At 41.7% G+C, this 16,385-nt stretch carries 12 protein-coding genes; 9 read left to right on the forward strand and 3 right to left on the reverse strand.

All coding sequences use genetic code 11. The annotated features are described in order from the left end of the window. Positions 1-187: 187 nt before the first annotated feature. On the forward strand, positions 188-2,311 hold the full coding sequence (locus tag V7137_RS12345; protein ID WP_335698363.1) for a glycoside hydrolase family 3 protein: 2,124 nt from the start codon (positions 188-190) through the stop codon (positions 2,309-2,311). An 85-nt stretch (positions 2,312-2,396) separates the two neighbouring features. Here the strand turns inward: V7137_RS12345 and V7137_RS12350 are convergent, their stop codons facing one another. Continuing rightward, complete coding sequence (locus V7137_RS12350) at positions 2,397-3,773, reverse strand: dipeptidase (RefSeq protein ID WP_335698364.1); 1,377 nt, start codon at positions 3,771-3,773, stop codon at positions 2,397-2,399. 113 nt (positions 3,774-3,886) lie between these two features. On the opposite strand from V7137_RS12350, the gene V7137_RS12355 reads away from it, so the two are divergent. The 4 genes from V7137_RS12355 (at position 3,887) to V7137_RS12370 (ending at position 8,122) form a co-directional block, all read left to right on the forward strand. Continuing rightward, entirely contained in the window at positions 3,887-5,068 is a 1,182-nt protein-coding gene (locus tag V7137_RS12355; RefSeq protein WP_335698365.1) for a HEAT repeat domain-containing protein, read from the forward strand. A 13-nt stretch (positions 5,069-5,081) separates the two neighbouring features. Continuing rightward, positions 5,082-6,068, forward strand: coding sequence for a Gfo/Idh/MocA family protein (locus V7137_RS12360; RefSeq protein ID WP_335698366.1), 987 nt, complete (start codon positions 5,082-5,084; stop codon positions 6,066-6,068). Between the two features lie 547 nt (positions 6,069-6,615). Next, the gene (locus tag V7137_RS12365) at positions 6,616-6,921 is read left to right on the forward strand and encodes a hypothetical protein (protein WP_335698367.1); all 306 of its coding nucleotides are present in this window, start codon (positions 6,616-6,618) and stop codon (positions 6,919-6,921) included. 505 nt (positions 6,922-7,426) lie between these two features. Further along, complete coding sequence (locus V7137_RS12370; RefSeq protein ID WP_335698368.1) at positions 7,427-8,122, forward strand: YoaK family protein; 696 nt, start codon at positions 7,427-7,429, stop codon at positions 8,120-8,122. A 69-nt stretch (positions 8,123-8,191) separates the two neighbouring features. On the opposite strand, the gene V7137_RS12375 is transcribed toward V7137_RS12370, so the two are convergent. After that, entirely contained in the window at positions 8,192-8,449 is a 258-nt protein-coding gene (locus V7137_RS12375) for an HPr family phosphocarrier protein (protein WP_218349958.1), read from the reverse strand. A gap of 679 nt (positions 8,450-9,128) precedes the next feature. Here V7137_RS12375 and V7137_RS12380 point away from each other — a divergent pair. The 4 genes from V7137_RS12380 to V7137_RS12395 all read left to right on the forward strand — a co-directional run bounded on the left by V7137_RS12380 (position 9,129) and on the right by V7137_RS12395 (position 15,068). Then, positions 9,129-9,407, forward strand: a complete 279-nt coding sequence (locus tag V7137_RS12380; protein WP_335698369.1) for a hypothetical protein — start codon at positions 9,129-9,131, stop codon at positions 9,405-9,407. 153 nt (positions 9,408-9,560) lie between these two features. Continuing rightward, the gene (locus tag V7137_RS12385; protein WP_335698370.1) at positions 9,561-11,525 is read left to right on the forward strand and encodes a putative thiazole-containing bacteriocin maturation protein; all 1,965 of its coding nucleotides are present in this window, start codon (positions 9,561-9,563) and stop codon (positions 11,523-11,525) included. Further along, on the forward strand, positions 11,522-13,468 hold the full coding sequence (locus V7137_RS12390) for a TOMM precursor leader peptide-binding protein (protein WP_335698371.1): 1,947 nt from the start codon (positions 11,522-11,524) through the stop codon (positions 13,466-13,468). The genes V7137_RS12385 and V7137_RS12390 overlap by 4 nt, the downstream gene beginning before the upstream one ends. A 22-nt stretch (positions 13,469-13,490) precedes the next feature. Then, positions 13,491-15,068, forward strand: a complete 1,578-nt coding sequence (locus V7137_RS12395; RefSeq protein WP_335698372.1) for a SagB family peptide dehydrogenase — start codon at positions 13,491-13,493, stop codon at positions 15,066-15,068. 255 nt (positions 15,069-15,323) lie between these two features. Here V7137_RS12395 and V7137_RS12400 read toward each other — a convergent pair. Beyond that, a partial coding sequence (locus V7137_RS12400) for a bifunctional metallophosphatase/5'-nucleotidase (RefSeq protein WP_335698373.1) occupies positions 15,324-16,385 on the reverse strand: 1,062 nt, incomplete at its 5' end.

Raw genomic sequence — 16,385 nt, forward strand, 5'->3', positions numbered from 1 at the left:
AGGAGGCTCCCCGGACCGCACGCTCCTGGACCGGAAATCATCAGGCAAGTGCAATTTTAAAAAAATTTAAGCTCAAATCTCAATTTTGTACAAAAGTTAGCAATATTGGGTGTGAAAACGGTTTTAAATTGCTAAGATAAAACGGTATTAAATATTGATGGGACAAACAAGTTTAGGAGGCATTAAATTGGATGTTAACCATAAACAACCGAATTTAGAAGTTAGAGTTAAGAACATTATTGAAATTGATGGATTAAAATTTAAAGATTTGAATAATAGTGGGAAACTAGAACCATATAAGGACTGGCGCTTAAGTCCGAAAGAACGTGCGGAGAACCTAGTCTCATTAATGAATATCGATGAAAAGGTCGGAATGATGCTGATTAATACTCGTCAGATGGGGCTTTCTCAAAAAGATAAGAGTAAAACCAGCCATGACGGCGTGCTAGATGAAGGGATTGTTGAAAAGGGCGAAACGATTTTTGCTTTGGCAAAAGTATATGGCACAACGCATACGATTGAAAACATGCATTTGCGCCACTTCATTCTACGAGACAATTGGAGTCCAGCTCAAATGGCAGAGTGGGTCAATACCATGAATGAAGTATGCGAGGGAACACGTCTTGGTATTCCTTGCTTAATAGCATCTAACTCAAGAAACGAAAATACAGAATTCATCTTTGGTATGAATGACGCAGCCGGAATTTTTTCGACTTGGCCTGGAACATTAGGACTTGCAGCAGCAGCTAAAGGAGAAATAAAAAATGGCGGTGATGCCTCTCTTATTAGCCAATTTGCTGAAATAGCACATGATGAGTGGGATGCAGTGGGAATAAGAAAGGGTTATATGTATATGGCTGATACGGCTACTGATCCTCGATGGCAGCGGACGTATGGTACATTTGGTGAAGACCCAGAATTTATTTCTGATGCAATCGGCCGGATCATTGACGGATTCCAAGGTGAAACCGTCGGAAAACATAGTATTGCCATGACAACAAAACACTTCCCTGGCGGCGGTGCTAGGGAAAATGGATTCGATCCACATTATGCAGAAGGAAAGTGGAACTTATACCCAACTCCAGGCAGCTTAGAAAAATATCACCTGCCACCTTTTCAGGCAGCAGTAGACCATGGCACTTCATCGATTATGCCATATTATTCTATCCCAAGTATCAAAAATAGTGTGGTTCAAGAATTTGAAGGGGAAGACATTCCTTTCGAAGAGGTTGGCTTTACCTTTAATCATTATTTCTTAAATCATATCCTTAGAGAAAAGCTAGGGTTCAAGGGCTATGTAAATAGTGACAGCGGGATAACAAGTAAGATGTGCTGGGGAGTAGAAGACAAGAGCGAGGCTGAACGTTTTGCAAAGGCAATTAACGCAGGTACAGATCTTGTCGCTGATACCAATGATATTGAAAACCTTAAAAAAGCCATCGAAAATGGCTGGATCAGTGAAAAGCGTATTAATGAAGCCAATGTGCGGCTCCTTACTGAAATGTTTGCTTTAGGACTTTTTGATGATCGCACTTATGTGTCACCAGAACACGCTGCTTCAGTGGTTAGTAATCAAGCTAACTGGGATGTTGCTTATGAAGCTCATAAAAAATCGGTAACCGTTCTTAAAAATTCTAACCAGACATTACCATTAACAGCAGATAAACTTGGTAATCAAAAGGTTTATGTAGAAGTGTTCCACAAGGAACCAGAGCGGGCAACCTCTTATACGGAAAAAGCAAGACAGGAATGTCAGGAACTTGGTCCATTTACTTTGACTGATAACTATGAAGAAGCTGACATTGCTATTCTATTCTTAAGTCCAAAATCTGGAGCTTATTTCAATGCAACCCCAGGACTGTTAGAACTTGAAATCTGCGAAGATAAAACAGAAACGGCTTTGGATGGATCTACCTATCAAGAAACCACTTTAAGCGGAATGGACCATCTAAAGGAAGTAGCAGACAGTATCCATGTCCGCGGCGGAAAGGTCATTATGAATGTGAATGTCATTTTGCCATGGATCCTTGGAAATATTGAACCTTTGGCTGATGTCCTAATCGCTGGTTACGATACCTACTATAAGGCACAATATGAGGTAATGGCAGGCAATAGCCGCCCTATAGGAGTTTTACCGATGACATTGCCAGCGAGTGAAGAGGTCATTGCCGTAGATGAAAATGGTGATTGCGTGTCAAGAAATGATGTACCGGGATATGACAAGGACAAATATATGCCTGAAGGACTGGAATATGCATATAAAGACAGCGATGGTAATATCTATAAACTTGGTCATGGACTAACCTATTAATCACAGATTACAATAATTATGCAAAAACTCGCCGATATGACTGCGGCGAGTTTTTGCACTAATACAGTAGAGTTAAAACCCATATTTACTTGAGCGCTTGCTCCAACTCATACCAATAATAACAAATCGTTTCCATTCCTTTATCAAAATTCTCTAAATGGAAATGTTCATTTGGTGCATGAAAATTTTCATCTGGCAGACCAAATCCCATTAACACAACAGGCGTGCCTAAAATCTGATCAAATGTGGCCACGATTGGGATTGAACCGCCTCCACGTGTAAACGAAGTAGGAACTTTGTACACCTTTTCATAAGCGCGCCCTGCTGCTTGAATGGCTGGATGATCAAACGGTGTCACAAATGGGGCCCCTTTATCAAAAAGTGAAACATTTACTGTAACGCCTGGTGGTGTATGGGATTGAATATGTTTTTGCAAAAGCACGACAATTTCATCAGGATCTTGATCGGGTACGAGACGGCAGGTAATTTTGGCATGTGCTTCTGAAGGAAGGACGGTTTTAATGCCATCCCCTTGGAATCCGCCAAAAATGCCGTTCACTTCAAGTGTCGGACGAACCCAGGTTCTTTCTAAAGTCGTAAAGCCTTCCTCGCCAAACATTTCAGGAACTCCTAACTGTTCAATAAATGACTGGTCGGTAATTCCAAGAGATTCAAATGCAGCTTTTTCAGCTGGAGTTAACTCTGCAACTTTATTATAAAATCCATCGACGGTAATTTGCCCTTTTTCATTGTGGAACGAATTCACGATTTCTACTAAGGCATGGATCGGGTTTTGAATGGTTCCACCGTATAACCCTGAATGGAGATCTCCTTTAGGTCCTTTGACATCAATTTGAATGCCGCAAAGGCCTCTAAGACCATAAACAATCGTAGGCTTCCCTCGCTCCATCATGCTTGTATCGGAAATTACGATCACATCGGATGACAATAATTCCTGGTTTTCCTCAACAAATAGCGGCAAAATAGGGCTGCCAATTTCTTCTTCCCCTTCAATCAGGAATTTAACATTAATCGGAAGTGTACCCGTTGTCTCAAGAATGGCCTGCAGTGCTTTAAAATGCATAAACGCCTGACCTTTATCATCGCTAGCACCACGTGCATATAGTTTCTCATCACGAATTTCGGCCTCAAACGGAGGACTGTCCCATAAATGAAGCGGGTCAACAGGCTGCACATCATAATGGGCATAAATAAGGACTGTTGGATTACCTTCCGCCTTTATCCATTCTCCATAAACAAAAGGATGGCCCTTTGTTGAGTACACTCTAACATTATCCATACCAATCTCTTGGAGCGCTGAGGCAACCCAATTGGCTGCTTTCTGAACATCGTCCTTATGTTCGGGGAGAGAGCTAATACTTGGAATGGCCAAAAACTCCTTTAATTCTGATAAATGCTTTTCTCTATTTTCCGAAAGGTATGTAATAACTGCTTGATCCATTAAAAAAACCTCCTTGAAAAATTAATCACTCTACCTAATTCTTCGAGTTTAGAAATATTTCCTGCTTTTAGTTAAAATCACATTTGATTATAGTATTGGAGATGGCAGAAAAAATGAAATATAATGATATGGAAAACAAAAAAGTAGACTTAAGGACTGATATGATGACCTTTTTAGAAAAAATAAAACCTCATATAATCAGTAATGATGTGTTAATTCAAGAAACAGTGCTTCATGCATTACACGATTATCCAAATGTTCCAGAAGAATGGATGATAGAATTATTGAAAGAAGCATTTGCTTACAAGGATAAGCAATCCTCGATTCTTATTTACATAGAAAACATGAAGTTCAATGAAGGAGCTGTCAAGCTTTTACTTAAAAATATTCGTAAGATGGACAAGTCCGAGCAGCATTTAGCAGTAAATTTACTAGAGCGTGTTGAACCCAAACTTGCCTTAAAATATAAAGAGCAAATGCAGAGAATGATTAGTAAGGAAAATTGGTCATTATATGAACTAATTGTTAATGGGACGGAAGAAGAGGTTTACGCAGAATTTTCTAAAACCGTTTTAGCCATTGAACAGGCCAAAACTTTTCAGCATACTCGATACATAAATGCAAAAAAACTAGCCGCATGTATCGTTCAAAATGGCTGGATTACAGAAAATGAAATTGATCAGACTCTTCAAAAGGAATTAAAGGAAGACTGGTTTTCAGTTCATGGAATTCTGACGATTTATATGCTCGGATTACTGAATTTGAAAAAGTATATCCCAATCATAGCCAGTTTGTTAGTCCGTGATGATGATATCTTGTTAGAAGAGGTAGCAAACGCGTTAATTCGTTTTCAATCGGATGAGGTTGTCGAAGCAGTTGGCCCTTATTTAAAGCAAACGGATTCGATTATTTTTGCTTGTTCAGTAATCGAAAATATTAAAACGGACCATGCTGTTCAGGTTTTAAGAGAGGCCTATCAAAAATCAGATGAACTTGAAGATCAAGATATGCTGATCGAAGCACTCTGTCATCAGCTATCTAAGGAAGCATTACCCGAAATTAGCAGTCATATGGAAAAAGAATCTTTTTCATGTCTAGTAGATATTGAACAAACAGTTTATAGTTATTATTCCATTTTAGGTGAGGAACACCCTGAATTAGAAAGCTGGAAACAGGCAGCACAAGGAGGGGGAATGGACTATAGAAATGAAAATCTTTCAAAGAGTAATATAGGACGAAATGATCCATGTCAGTGTGGAAGCGGCAAAAAATATAAAAAATGCTGTGGCAAATAAGGAGATTAGTGCAATGAAATTTGATAAAGTTCGGTGGGGAATCATCGGTTGCGGAGACGTAACGGAAGTGAAAAGCGGTCCAGCATTCCAAAAAATCAAAAACTCAGAATTGGTAGCTGTTATGAGAAGAACAGGGGATCTTGCCAAGGACTATGCAAAACGGCATGCAGTCCCGAAATGGTATGATAATGCAGATGATTTGATTAATGATCCTGAGGTAAATGCCGTCTATATTGCTACACCACCAGGCTCGCATAAAGAATTCACAATCAAGGCAGCAAAGGCCAGTAAACCTGTATATGTAGAAAAGCCAATGGCACGCAATTCCAATGAATGTCAAGAAATGATAGCTGCATGTGAGTCGGCAGGTGTACGACTATATGCTGCCTACTACCGCAGAGCACAAGAGCGATTTTTAAAAGTGAAAGAGTTGTTAGATAATAGGGCGATTGGAGAGGTTCGCTTTGTATCGTCAACTCAATATCAAAAAGCTTCGGGGGATGTGTTAGATCCCCAAAACCTCCCTTGGCGTGTTCAGCCCGAATTGGCCGGTGGAGGACTATTTTTTGATTTAGCCAGTCATACCCTTGATCTTTTGGATTTTTTACTGGGACCGATAACGTCTGTTCAGGGGTTTGCTTCCAATCAAGCCAGCTATTATCGTGCTGAAGATATTGTAACAGGGACTTACCGATTTGAATCTGGCATTCATGGCGTGGGAAATTGGTGTTTTACTGCTTTTGAAGACGTCGATGTCAATGAAATCGTGGGGAGCAGAGGAAAAATTACTTTTTCTACTTTCGGAAACGAGCCCATCATGTTAACCACTGCGAGCGGAACGGAACAATGGAGTTTCGAACGACCACAGCACGTCCATCAACCTCTTGTCGAAACGATTGTAGCGGACCTAACAACTGGCAATTTTCAGTGCCCTAGCACCGGAGTGACTGGCGCCAGAACGAACTGGGTCATGGGAGAAATGGTGAAGAATTATTATTAAAATTAAGTTACGGATAAGGACATTCAATCGCTGTGTCCTATTTCTGTATTTCCATTATGCCGTAATCAGTGTTGGGCCCCTTTGGTGCCTGACACTTTTTATGTAAATTCAGTGTTTTTAAGTGATGTAAGCGCATACATTGATAGTAGACACTGGAGGTGATGTTGATGATTTATCCATACGGAAATGATTATATCAAATACCTCAACGATGAAGGTTCATCTGGAATCACATATGAACAATGGAAATTTAAGAAAAGTAAACGGTACACAGACACATGCAGACAATGCGGGCATGGGAAAGAACGCTTTCTACCTTGTCCAAAGTGTAATTATTAAACGCCTTTAGGCGTTTTTTCTTTTTTCGAAAGTTATCGATCAATTGCTGTATCCTGTATCTAATCTAACTAATGTGTTCTATAATTTGGTTAATAAAAGGTAAAAGGGGTATTAAAAAGGAACAGGGTAGGAAAGTAGTAATAGTTGCTTTAAGATCTGAAAATAATAGGTTGGAACCAAGCATTTTAAGGAAGAAGGGAAGTACCAGGATGGAGCATACAATCGAGAAATTACATAAGTTACATAATTCTGTACAAAAATTGGAGGCTGTTTTACAAGAGGTATGGAGTTTAGTGGATGAAATTCATGAGGATGATCAGTTCACAGACCTATTAAATCGTGCCAAAAAATATCAAACAAAGAAACAAAAAACTGATCAGAGTATGGAGGAACTGATTGTCAGACTAGATGAATTTGAACAAGGTATGGGGGGAATTCCGGAAGATGGGACGGCTGCAGTTGATTTTGAAGATGCCATCGCAGATCTTATCGAATGGATGAGGAACCATCAATAATTATCGCTAATGGAACTAGGGACTAGCTTTTTGAGGCTAGCCCTTTTTTAATTGAATTCACGTAAAATTTTTATTCGCTGATAGAATGAAAATATTCGCTGATTGAATAAGGAGATTCGCTGATTAAACTAAAAAATTCGCTGATAGAATTTGCAATCTCTCCGATTGAAAAAGCAAATTCTGATCGATTCAGCTATTCGCCCATTGAATGCGAAAATTCGCTCATTAAATACAAGAATTCGCCCATTGAATATTAAAAATCGCCCATAAAATGCAAAAATCCGCTCGTAAAAATCTAAAACAGCAAAAATGCCACTCCTATAAAACGCTTTCAACAAATTATTTCTTTTTTTGTCAAAAATGCGGCAGCAAATTCATTGAAAACCATGATATTTTTAGAAAATCAAGAAGTTTATTCAGATTTAAATGGCCATCCTTTATAGTTTTCTCGTGCCGTCTAGGAAATACTATTCAGGTTAGTAAATAGGAACAAGGAGATCGCACAATGAAAGATAAAATCCCCTCGTTATCGTCCAACTCGTTTTATTTGGGTATTTTGTTAGCGGTGGTTGGAGGTTTTTTAGATGCCTATACGTTTATCAGCAGGGACGGAGTTTTTGCTAATGCCCAAACAGGGAATTTGGTTTTGCTCGCTGTAAAAGCAGCTAACAGAGAATGGGAAGGTGCATTTCTTTATATCCCGCCGATTCTAGCCTTTATTATAGGTGTGTTGGTTTCAGAAATCGTAAAAATCCCTCGGATTCGACTAGTCTTGCATAGTTATAGAAGGTCCATTCTTATTTTAGAATGCCTAGTATTAGTCATTGTTGGTCTATTGCCAAAAACTGTTCCAAACATTGTGGTCACAGTTTGTATCGCATTTGTATCCTCATTACAAATTTCCACTTTCAATAAACTCGACAAGTGGGCTTACAATTCAACGATGACAACAGGAAATTTGCGAACGGCCACACAAGCTGCATTTTTAGCCTTAAAAGAAGACAATGATGAAGCCAAAAAACAATTCAAAGAATTTTTTGTTATCATTCTTTCATTTTTGTTTGGAGCGTTGACAGGGACATTTTCCACCACCTATATAGGGAACACCTCTATTTGGATCGCTTCGGGAATCTTAGTGGTAGCACTTATTTTGTATCATCGGGATCGTGGATATGTAAGTAAATCCTTAATGTATAAATAGTCTTCATGCAGCTTGAAAAAGGGCTGGAACCCACAGTGGATCCAGCCTTTACTTTTTTACGAAACACTACTATTCTAGCGTCTCCAACGTTTGAATGACCTCTCTTAATGCTTCTTTTTCATCGTCCCCGGAAACTTCTAAGATAATTTCTGCTTGTTTAGGGATAGCTAGTGATAAAACGCCGAGGACCGATTTTACATTAACTTTTCGTCCTTTGTAAGTAAGGAAGATATCGGCCTTAAATCGAGAAGCGTTTTGAACTAATTGATTAACCGGTTGAGCATATAAACCTGCATTTCTGTTAATTGTTACTGTTTGTTGTATCATTATTTTCCTCCCTGGAATTTCTTTTGTAGCATTTGAAATAATGCACTTTTCTTATGTATGAAACTACGTCATAAAAGATGCTCCGTTTGATTCAATATAGGCCATTTTGTGTGGTAGTCCTCCTGACAATAGGAGAGAAAATAGAAGATGCCAGTGCAGACCTAATGGAAGGTACGAGGAATAATCGGTAAACAAGCAAAAATGGATATAAATTTACTGTTTAAGTCAGGGACTAACAAGATTAGTTAGTCCCTTTTTCTAGGGCTTCCTAAATTTACTTAAACTCTTATTCGCTCATAGAATTCGAAAATCTGCTGATGGAACGAGAATATCCGCTGATAGATACTTGTCCGCATCCTTATTGAGTACACTCTAGCACTTTAGTTTAAATCTAGTATTGTTAGCATTTTAGGCAAGACCTTATGGATTTCCAATAAAAATAGGCTTTTGAATCAGTAGCAATACCCACCCATTTTTCATATTTTGTTGAAGAGAGTAATTGAATTATAGGTGGATCCGCCTAATACACATTTGTTTTTCTGATTTGTTTTGTTCCCCCCTTTATGTGCTGGCACAAATTGTTGATTTAAATTAGACGGAGGTATGAAAATGAACCCTTTATACAATGAACTCCAAATGTTGAATGTTGGAGATTTTCAAGCGAGCCAAGCAGTTCCTTTTGACCAGAACCAATACTATATTGATCAGTCTCGACAATTCGGTGGTTTTGGCGGTATTGGTGGTATTGGTGGTATTGGAGGTATTGGAGGTATTGGTCGCTGTTTTAGTTGCTCTAGCTGTTTTAGTTGCTCTAGCTGTTTTAACTGCTTTAACTGCTTTAGTTGTTTCCGTTGCTCTAGTTGCTCTAGTTGCTTTAGGTGTTCTAATTGCTCTCATTGCTCTCATTGTGGCGGCGGCCATCGATGCGGCGGTTAATCGTTCGATTTTTCTAATGTAAAACTGATTGTTAAGGAGAAGAGACAGTCCCTGCATGAGTTTTTGTAGGGGCTCTTCTCTATTAGCTTAGACATAAGGGACAAATTGCTGTACATAGAATTATAGTGAAGTGATGTTACAGAAAAGAGGAAAGCTACGGCTAAGGAGGAGCGAAATGACAAGTTTGAACCCTTCTATGCGTCTGAAAGTGAAAAGGGACACGTTTTTTCTCCCCGATTCAAACAATGGTGTGTATTTTCGGAACAACATTAGCTCGTTCCGTATGGAAGGCAGTACGATCGATCAGTGGGTTGAAAAGCTGATACCGATGTTTAACGGGGAGTACACTTTAGGGAATTTGACAGAGGGATTACCGGGCCCATACAGGGATCGGGTGTATGAGATCGCAGAAGTGCTGTTTCAAAATGGGTTTGTCCGAGATGTAAGTCAAGACCATCCGCATCAATTGGAGGATCAAGTTCTTAAAAGGCATACTTCTCAAATAGAATTTGTGGACAGTTTTGTTGATTCGGGGGCGTACCGTTTTCAAACTTATCGTCAGGCCAAAGTGTTGGCAGTTGGCTCTGGTCCTTTTTTTGTTTCGTTAGTGTCTTCTTTGATTGAATCCGGATTGCCCAAGTTCAAACTGCTAATCACTGACACGATACCGACTAATAGACGGCGGTTGATGGAACTCGTTGCACATGCCCGTAAGACAGACCCTGAGGTGGAGGTAGAGGAGGTCAAACTAAACGAAGATGGGGTAAGTTCTTGGCGGGAGAGTGTGCAGCCGTTTGATACGATTTTGTATGTATCACATGAGGGCAATCTCGAGGAACTGCGACTTCTTCATACGGTTTGTAGGGAAGAAAAAAAGGTTTTCTTCCCTGCTATTTGCTTACAGCAGGTGGGAATAGCGGGTCCGTTAGTGCATCCAGACTCTGAGGCGTGCTGGGAGTCTGCTTGGCGCCGCTTGCACCAATCTGTGCTTTTCAAAGATCAGCAATTATCTACTTACTCTTCGACAGCCGAAGCAATGTTGGCCAATGTGATCGTTTTTGAATTGTTTAAAGAGGGTACAGGAGTAACTGGACTGGAACAGAAGAATCAATTCTTCCTGCTTGATCTAGATACATTAGAAGGAAACTGGCATTCGTTCTTGCCTCATCCACAGGTGACCAGACGAATATCGAATAAATGGGTTGAAGATTTCGATAGCAGGCTTGAACAGGGATTAAGCGCTGGTGAACCGAGTGAATTACTTCTTTATTTCCAGCTGTTGACCTCACAGGAGTCAGGGATTTTTCATAAATGGGAGGAGGAGGATTTAAAGCAGCTGCCCTTAGCTCAGTGTCGTGTTCAAGCAGTCGACCCGTTGTCGGAGGGGCCGGCTGAGCTGTTAAGTGATATTGTTTGTTCGGGTCTGACACATGAAGAGGCACGTAGGGAAGCCGGTCTTGCCGGGATTGAAGCCTATGCGTCACGAATGGTCGGTTTGCCCGTTACGAGTCTACTACCAAATCAGGAAGTAGAGGGTAGAATGCTAGAGCTGCAGGAATTTGTTGGGGTTGGAGCAGGGGAAACGTTTGTGGAAGGAGTTTGTCGTGGGTTGCAAAAGTGTTTGGCCGAAGAGCTGAACATTCAACAGCGTGATCAGAAGTTATCTGTCTCCCGGGTGCAGTTGAGTGCTGTAGAAGATGAACGGTGCCGGTTATATTTGCAGGCCCTGACTACCATGCAAGGAGCACCTGTTATCGGCTTAGGAGAGGAAGTGTCAGGTTTCCCTGTTGTTTGGGTCGGTACGAGTTACGGATGGTATCGCAGTGTAGATTTGAATAAAACAATGGCGTTACGAAAGGCGTTACAACAAGCTCTTATCAAAGTCCAAAACCCAGAAGCTAACTTAACAGCGAGAGCGTTTGATGTCTCGTCGTTGCATCTGGAAGAAAAGGTGCCGCAAAGCCTTGTAATCCCTGCTTGTAATGAGAGGATACAATCCGAGAACTTGCAGTCCGCTATGGAAGTCTTGAAACGAAATCATAAGCGGCTTTCGGTGTTCGAACAAGAAATGGAACCATTTTTGAAAGAAGGATTGGCAGGTGTGTTTGGTGTGTTGCTTCGAGAGGAGGAATTTAGGTGAGCGCTGTCGTGTTGGTTGTTGGAGAAGGGGTGGTAGCGGACAGTGTATGCGAAGAACTGTTTGCCCATTACCATGTAGTTCGCCAGACCGAATTCGAGGCGGTTGTACCGAAAAAAACTGATTTGGCTCTGGTACTGCAGGATGTCTGGAATCCTTCTGTTCATCAAAAGGCAGAAGAGATCTTTCGGCTAACAGGCACGCCTTGGCTGCGCGGATTCGTTTCATTTGGTGAGGGTGTAGTGGGGCCACTGGTTCGACCAGGGACCCCGGGGTGTTCTCAGTGTGCGGATTTGAGACGTCTCATGGCTGGACGCGACCGAAAAGAGATGTGGGGGATACAGCAGAGGCAGAAGGAGTACAGAGGTATGCAGCCTGAAGGATTTGCATCGAACACAGGACTCTCGCAGCTGGCACACCAACTCAGGGCGGAGGTTAAACGATTTTTACAGGGTGATGATGCTCTTTCGGATGGCCAGCTATGTTTAATCAATTTAAAAACATTAAAGAGTTCATGGCATTCCTTTCTTCCTGACCCGATGTGTCCGGTTTGCAGCCATTTACCAGACGATTCGGAGGAAGATGCGCGAATTTCATTGCAGCCAAGCCCAAAGATCAGCCCCGACAGTTACCGCTGCCGTTCGTTGAAGGATCTGAATAAAGTATTAGCTAAAGACTATCTAGATCATCGAACTGGCCTTTTGAATGGAAAAATGGTTGACCTCGTGCCGCCATTTGCCGATGTCAGTGTGAATCTGCCTTTGTTCGAGGGGGATGAGGGAACAGCCGGACGGACAAATTCATATGAGGTAAGTGAGTTGACTGCCATTTTAGAAGGACTGGAGCGGTACTGCGGTCTGGAGCCACGCGGTAAACGTACAGTAGTCTTTGATAGTTTCCGCAATTTGAAAAATAAAGCACTCAATCCGATTAAAGTAGGTGTGCACGCAAAGGAACAGTATGAGCAGCATGGTTTCCCTTTTCAACCGTTTAATCCTGAACGACCTATGAATTGGGTATGGGGTTATTCATTTTTGGAAGAGCGTCCGATTCTTGTACCAGAGTTGCTAGCTTATTACAGCTTGGGCTGTGGCCAGCGTGGTTTTGTCTATGAAACTTCCAATGGATGCGCGTTAGGCGGAAGTTTTGAGGAAGCTATTTTCTACGGAATTATGGAAGTGGTGGAGCGTGATTCATTTCTGATGACTTGGTACGCACAATTGAACCTGCCGCGTCTTGACCCTTCTTCGGCTGACGACGAAGAATTGCAGTTGATGATCGAACGTATGAGGGCGGTCGCGGGATATGATCTGTATTTGTATAACGCGACGATGGAGCACGGAATTCCAAGTATTTGTGCGATTGCGAAAAACAGGAAGCAAAAGGGATTGAATCTCATTCTTGCGGCTGGAGCACATCTCGATCCGGTACGGGCGGTTAAGAGTGCGGTTCATGAGCTGGCTGGCATGATGCTGACGCTTGACGAGAAATTAGAGGGGAACAAAGAGAAGTATAGCCGAATGCTGCAAGATCCATATCTGGTCCAACAGATGGATGATCATGGCATGCTGTACGGTTTGCCGCAATCGGAAGAGCGCCTGGATTTTTTACTAGAAGATAACCGTCCATTGCGAACATTTGCCGAGGAATTCAAGTGGAAGTCGACACATACGGACCTTACTGATGATCTGCAAGACATTCTTCAAGTTTTTCGCCCATTAAATCTTGATGTGATTGTGGTAGACCAAACAACACCAGAATTGAAACGGAACGGACTATATTGCGTGAAGGTGCTGATTCCGGGGATGCTCCCGATGACATTCGGACACCATCTTTGCCGCATAACTGGGCTAGAACGGGTGCTTCGGGTACCGATGGAACTCGGATATTCAGATCAACCGCTGACACTTGAACAATTAAACCCACATCCGCATCCGTTTCCATAAGCCCGACTAGGAGGCAAGGAGGATGAGTCTAGAAGAATTTTTGCACAATTTACATTTTGACATTGATAAGGCAAGCGTGCCTAATTGGCAAGTGGATTGGGAAGATGCGCCACTTTCATATAAGCTTTACCGCGGCTTGCCTGTGGTACCATTTTCTCTAGAAGTACCCCTGACACTTGAAGGGCAAGAACCGCCTGTAAAGCCTGATCTTCGTAAAGTCGGTCATTTTCTTTGGTTTGTATACGGCCTTACTCAAGTTAGCCAGTCAGTCTTTCCCTTGGATTCCACAGATAAAACGGCGAATCTAGTACAGTCGTATCGGCGGTTCGCTCCTTCCGGCGGGGCATTATATCCAAACGAATTATACGTTTATCTAAAGATAGAGGATTTGCCTTTTGGGGTGTACCATTACGATGTGGCTCATCACCGCTTGGTATTGCTACGAGAAGGAAATTTCGATTCTTATATTGCCTGTGCTCTTGGTAATCGCTGTGATGTGTCTTCCTGCTTTGGTACTGTCTTTGTGTCGACCATGTTTTGGAAAAATTTCTTTAAATACAATAACTTTTCTTACCGTCTGCAAGGGTTGGATGCCGGCGTGATGATTGGACAGTTACTAGAAGTAGCAAAACGTTTTGGCTTTTCATCAGGGGTGTACTACCAATTTCTTGATCGTGCCATTAACCATCTTATTGGGCTTTCCGAACAGGAGGAGAGTATTTATGCGGTTATCCCTCTTTCAGTAGAACCTACTATCTGGTCTACCTATGGGAGTGAAATAGGCAGTGATGTCTCTGCCACTGAATTGTGTAGAGAGTTAACTGCTATTCAGCCCCATCACTATGTACGGTCAAAGAAGGTCAAAGAGTATCCGATGTTAACAAAATTGAATGAAGCGTCCATGCTTGATTCAACGAAAGAGTTTAGTCTAATCGAGGCGAAAGAGAGTTTGAATTGTGACGGTCAAGTGGAAGCTCTGCCCCTCGTGAACCGGTTGTCATATGATCTGGCAGCAATCTGCCGAAAGCGTTTTTCACCAGATATGGATTTTGTTTTGAAAAAGGTAAGTCAGCATCAACTGGCCATGCTATTGCAAGAGGCAACGTCATCCTTCTCGTATCGGAATGATTTGGATAGAACATATCGAAAGAACGAGCCACGTGTTTCAATATATGGATGTTTGTATAATGTTGAAGGTATTCCAAATGGTGCTTATCATTATGACAGCACTGCCCATGCGTTACGAGAGGTACATCTTGGAGATCATCGTCTCCAGTTGCAATCTGGAATGTCTCTAGATAATGTAAATTTGCTCCAAGTGCCGCTTTGCCTGCATGTGGTGGGAGACAGAGAAACCTTCAGAACAGCATTGGGTTACAGAGGATACCGCATCCAACAAATAGAGGCTGGTATGCTCGTGCAACGATTACTGTTAGCGGCGACAGCTCTCGGAATGGGGGGGCACCCACTCCTCGGGTTTGATGCAAACTTGAGTGATGAGATTTACAAGATGGAACCTCATGGAATGACCAGTCTAATCCAAATTCCCATCGGCACCTATCGACATCGTCCTTGGTTAAAGTCGAGTTTGCAAAGTTAGGCAGGCTTATTAGACGGGACCCCGGTCTACTTTTTTTCTATAATTAAAATTGAAATGATAAAGTTTTATGCTGCTTCTATGAGAGTTTTACAACCTTTTCACTCTAACCTAATTCATTCTTTAGAAGATAAAGCCCTATGTATGGAAGAAGAGTGTTTTGGAACTCTAGTTTATTTCTAAATAGAAAAAGACAAACGAGACGGCAGCAGCCGTCTCGTTCAAATTTCCATGTTTATCATTCCTTATTGCTTAGAATTAAATGTCTTCGCTTTGTGACCCATCATCGGTTTGTTCTGTTTTCGAAGCATCGGTTTTCGAACTAGAATTTGTGCGTTTTTTTGCTTTAAAAAGTGGAAAATTTCTATATGTTAATCTTGGAAAATTTATTTTTTTTATTCGGCCTTCGATCGAAGAGTGAAACGGTTGCTTAAGTTGCTTCACATAAGTTTTAAATGCATCTATGTCAATTGGACCAGTGACTTTGTTTGTTCCTTCAAGTAAAACAGTGAAATTGTCCCCGCCGTCCGCCATGTAGTCGTTTACCGTAACGGTGTATCTTGATTTTGGATCAATCGCGGTCCCGTCAGTAGTGAAAATATCGTTCACTTTACTTCCCACAGGTTTTGTTCCGTCCCAAGTGTATTTTAAACCGGAAACTTGCAGCATTCGCACTTTGCCCGGCTGCCATTGCTGATTTAAAAGGCTGCGGACTTGGTCGCCGGTCAACGTCATTTTCACGAGTTTGCGTTTAAACGGTTGAATGGTTAACAAATCCTCAATGGTTACTTCTCCTTCATGTAGGTCTGCCCGAATTCCACCTGGGTTCATAAAAGAGAAATCAGAATTCATCACTTTTCGCTGCGAATCGGCAATCAGATTGCCCAAAGCTGATTCACCGTTTTCGTTTCGATTGCTGGAAATGTCGTTTGCAGCCGTGCCAACGACTTCTATAACATAGGAAGCAACTTCAGCTTCGTACATTTCCACCATTTCCTTGATTTCCTTATCCGGTTTGATAGCGTCCTGATAGGTAATGACAATTTCCGCCTTTTTGTTCACGATATCTTTCGTTACTGGATCAATCTCCAAGTTGACGGCGGAGAATGCTGTTCCGTATGAATAAGCTTGAACAAGCAGCTTTCCATCTACAACCGTATTAAGATAGGTATGGCTATGCCCAGCAAACATCACGTCCACTTCATTGTCTACCCTTTTGGCTATTTTGACGATTTCTCCAGTAGCAGCACCGTTTGGAGTGGCCTGCCTGCCTTCATTATGCGCCAGTATGACGATCGCTTTCACACCTTGCTTCTTAAG

It is taken from the genome of Neobacillus drentensis (genome assembly GCF_036962765.1).
Lineage (GTDB): Bacteria > Bacillota > Bacilli > Bacillales > Cytobacillaceae > Neobacillus > Neobacillus drentensis_C.

Bases quoted from the DNA above. Each gene is read 5' to 3' on its own strand.
- V7137_RS12350 (WP_335698364.1), bottom strand. From the start codon at position 3,773: ATGGATCAAGCAGTTATTACATACCTTTCGGAAAATAGAGAAAAGCAT.
- V7137_RS12355 (WP_335698365.1), top strand. From the start codon at position 3,887: ATGAAATATAATGATATGGAAAACAAAAAAGTAGACTTAAGGACTGAT.
- V7137_RS12360 (WP_335698366.1), top strand. From the start codon at position 5,082: ATGAAATTTGATAAAGTTCGGTGGGGAATCATCGGTTGCGGAGACGTA.
- V7137_RS12365 (WP_335698367.1), top strand. From the start codon at position 6,616: ATGGAGCATACAATCGAGAAATTACATAAGTTACATAATTCTGTACAA.
- V7137_RS12370 (WP_335698368.1), top strand. From the start codon at position 7,427: ATGAAAGATAAAATCCCCTCGTTATCGTCCAACTCGTTTTATTTGGGT.
- V7137_RS12375 (WP_218349958.1), bottom strand. From the start codon at position 8,449: ATGATACAACAAACAGTAACAATTAACAGAAATGCAGGTTTATATGCT.
- V7137_RS12385 (WP_335698370.1), top strand. From the start codon at position 9,561: ATGACAAGTTTGAACCCTTCTATGCGTCTGAAAGTGAAAAGGGACACG.
- V7137_RS12395 (WP_335698372.1), top strand. From the start codon at position 13,491: ATGAGTCTAGAAGAATTTTTGCACAATTTACATTTTGACATTGATAAG.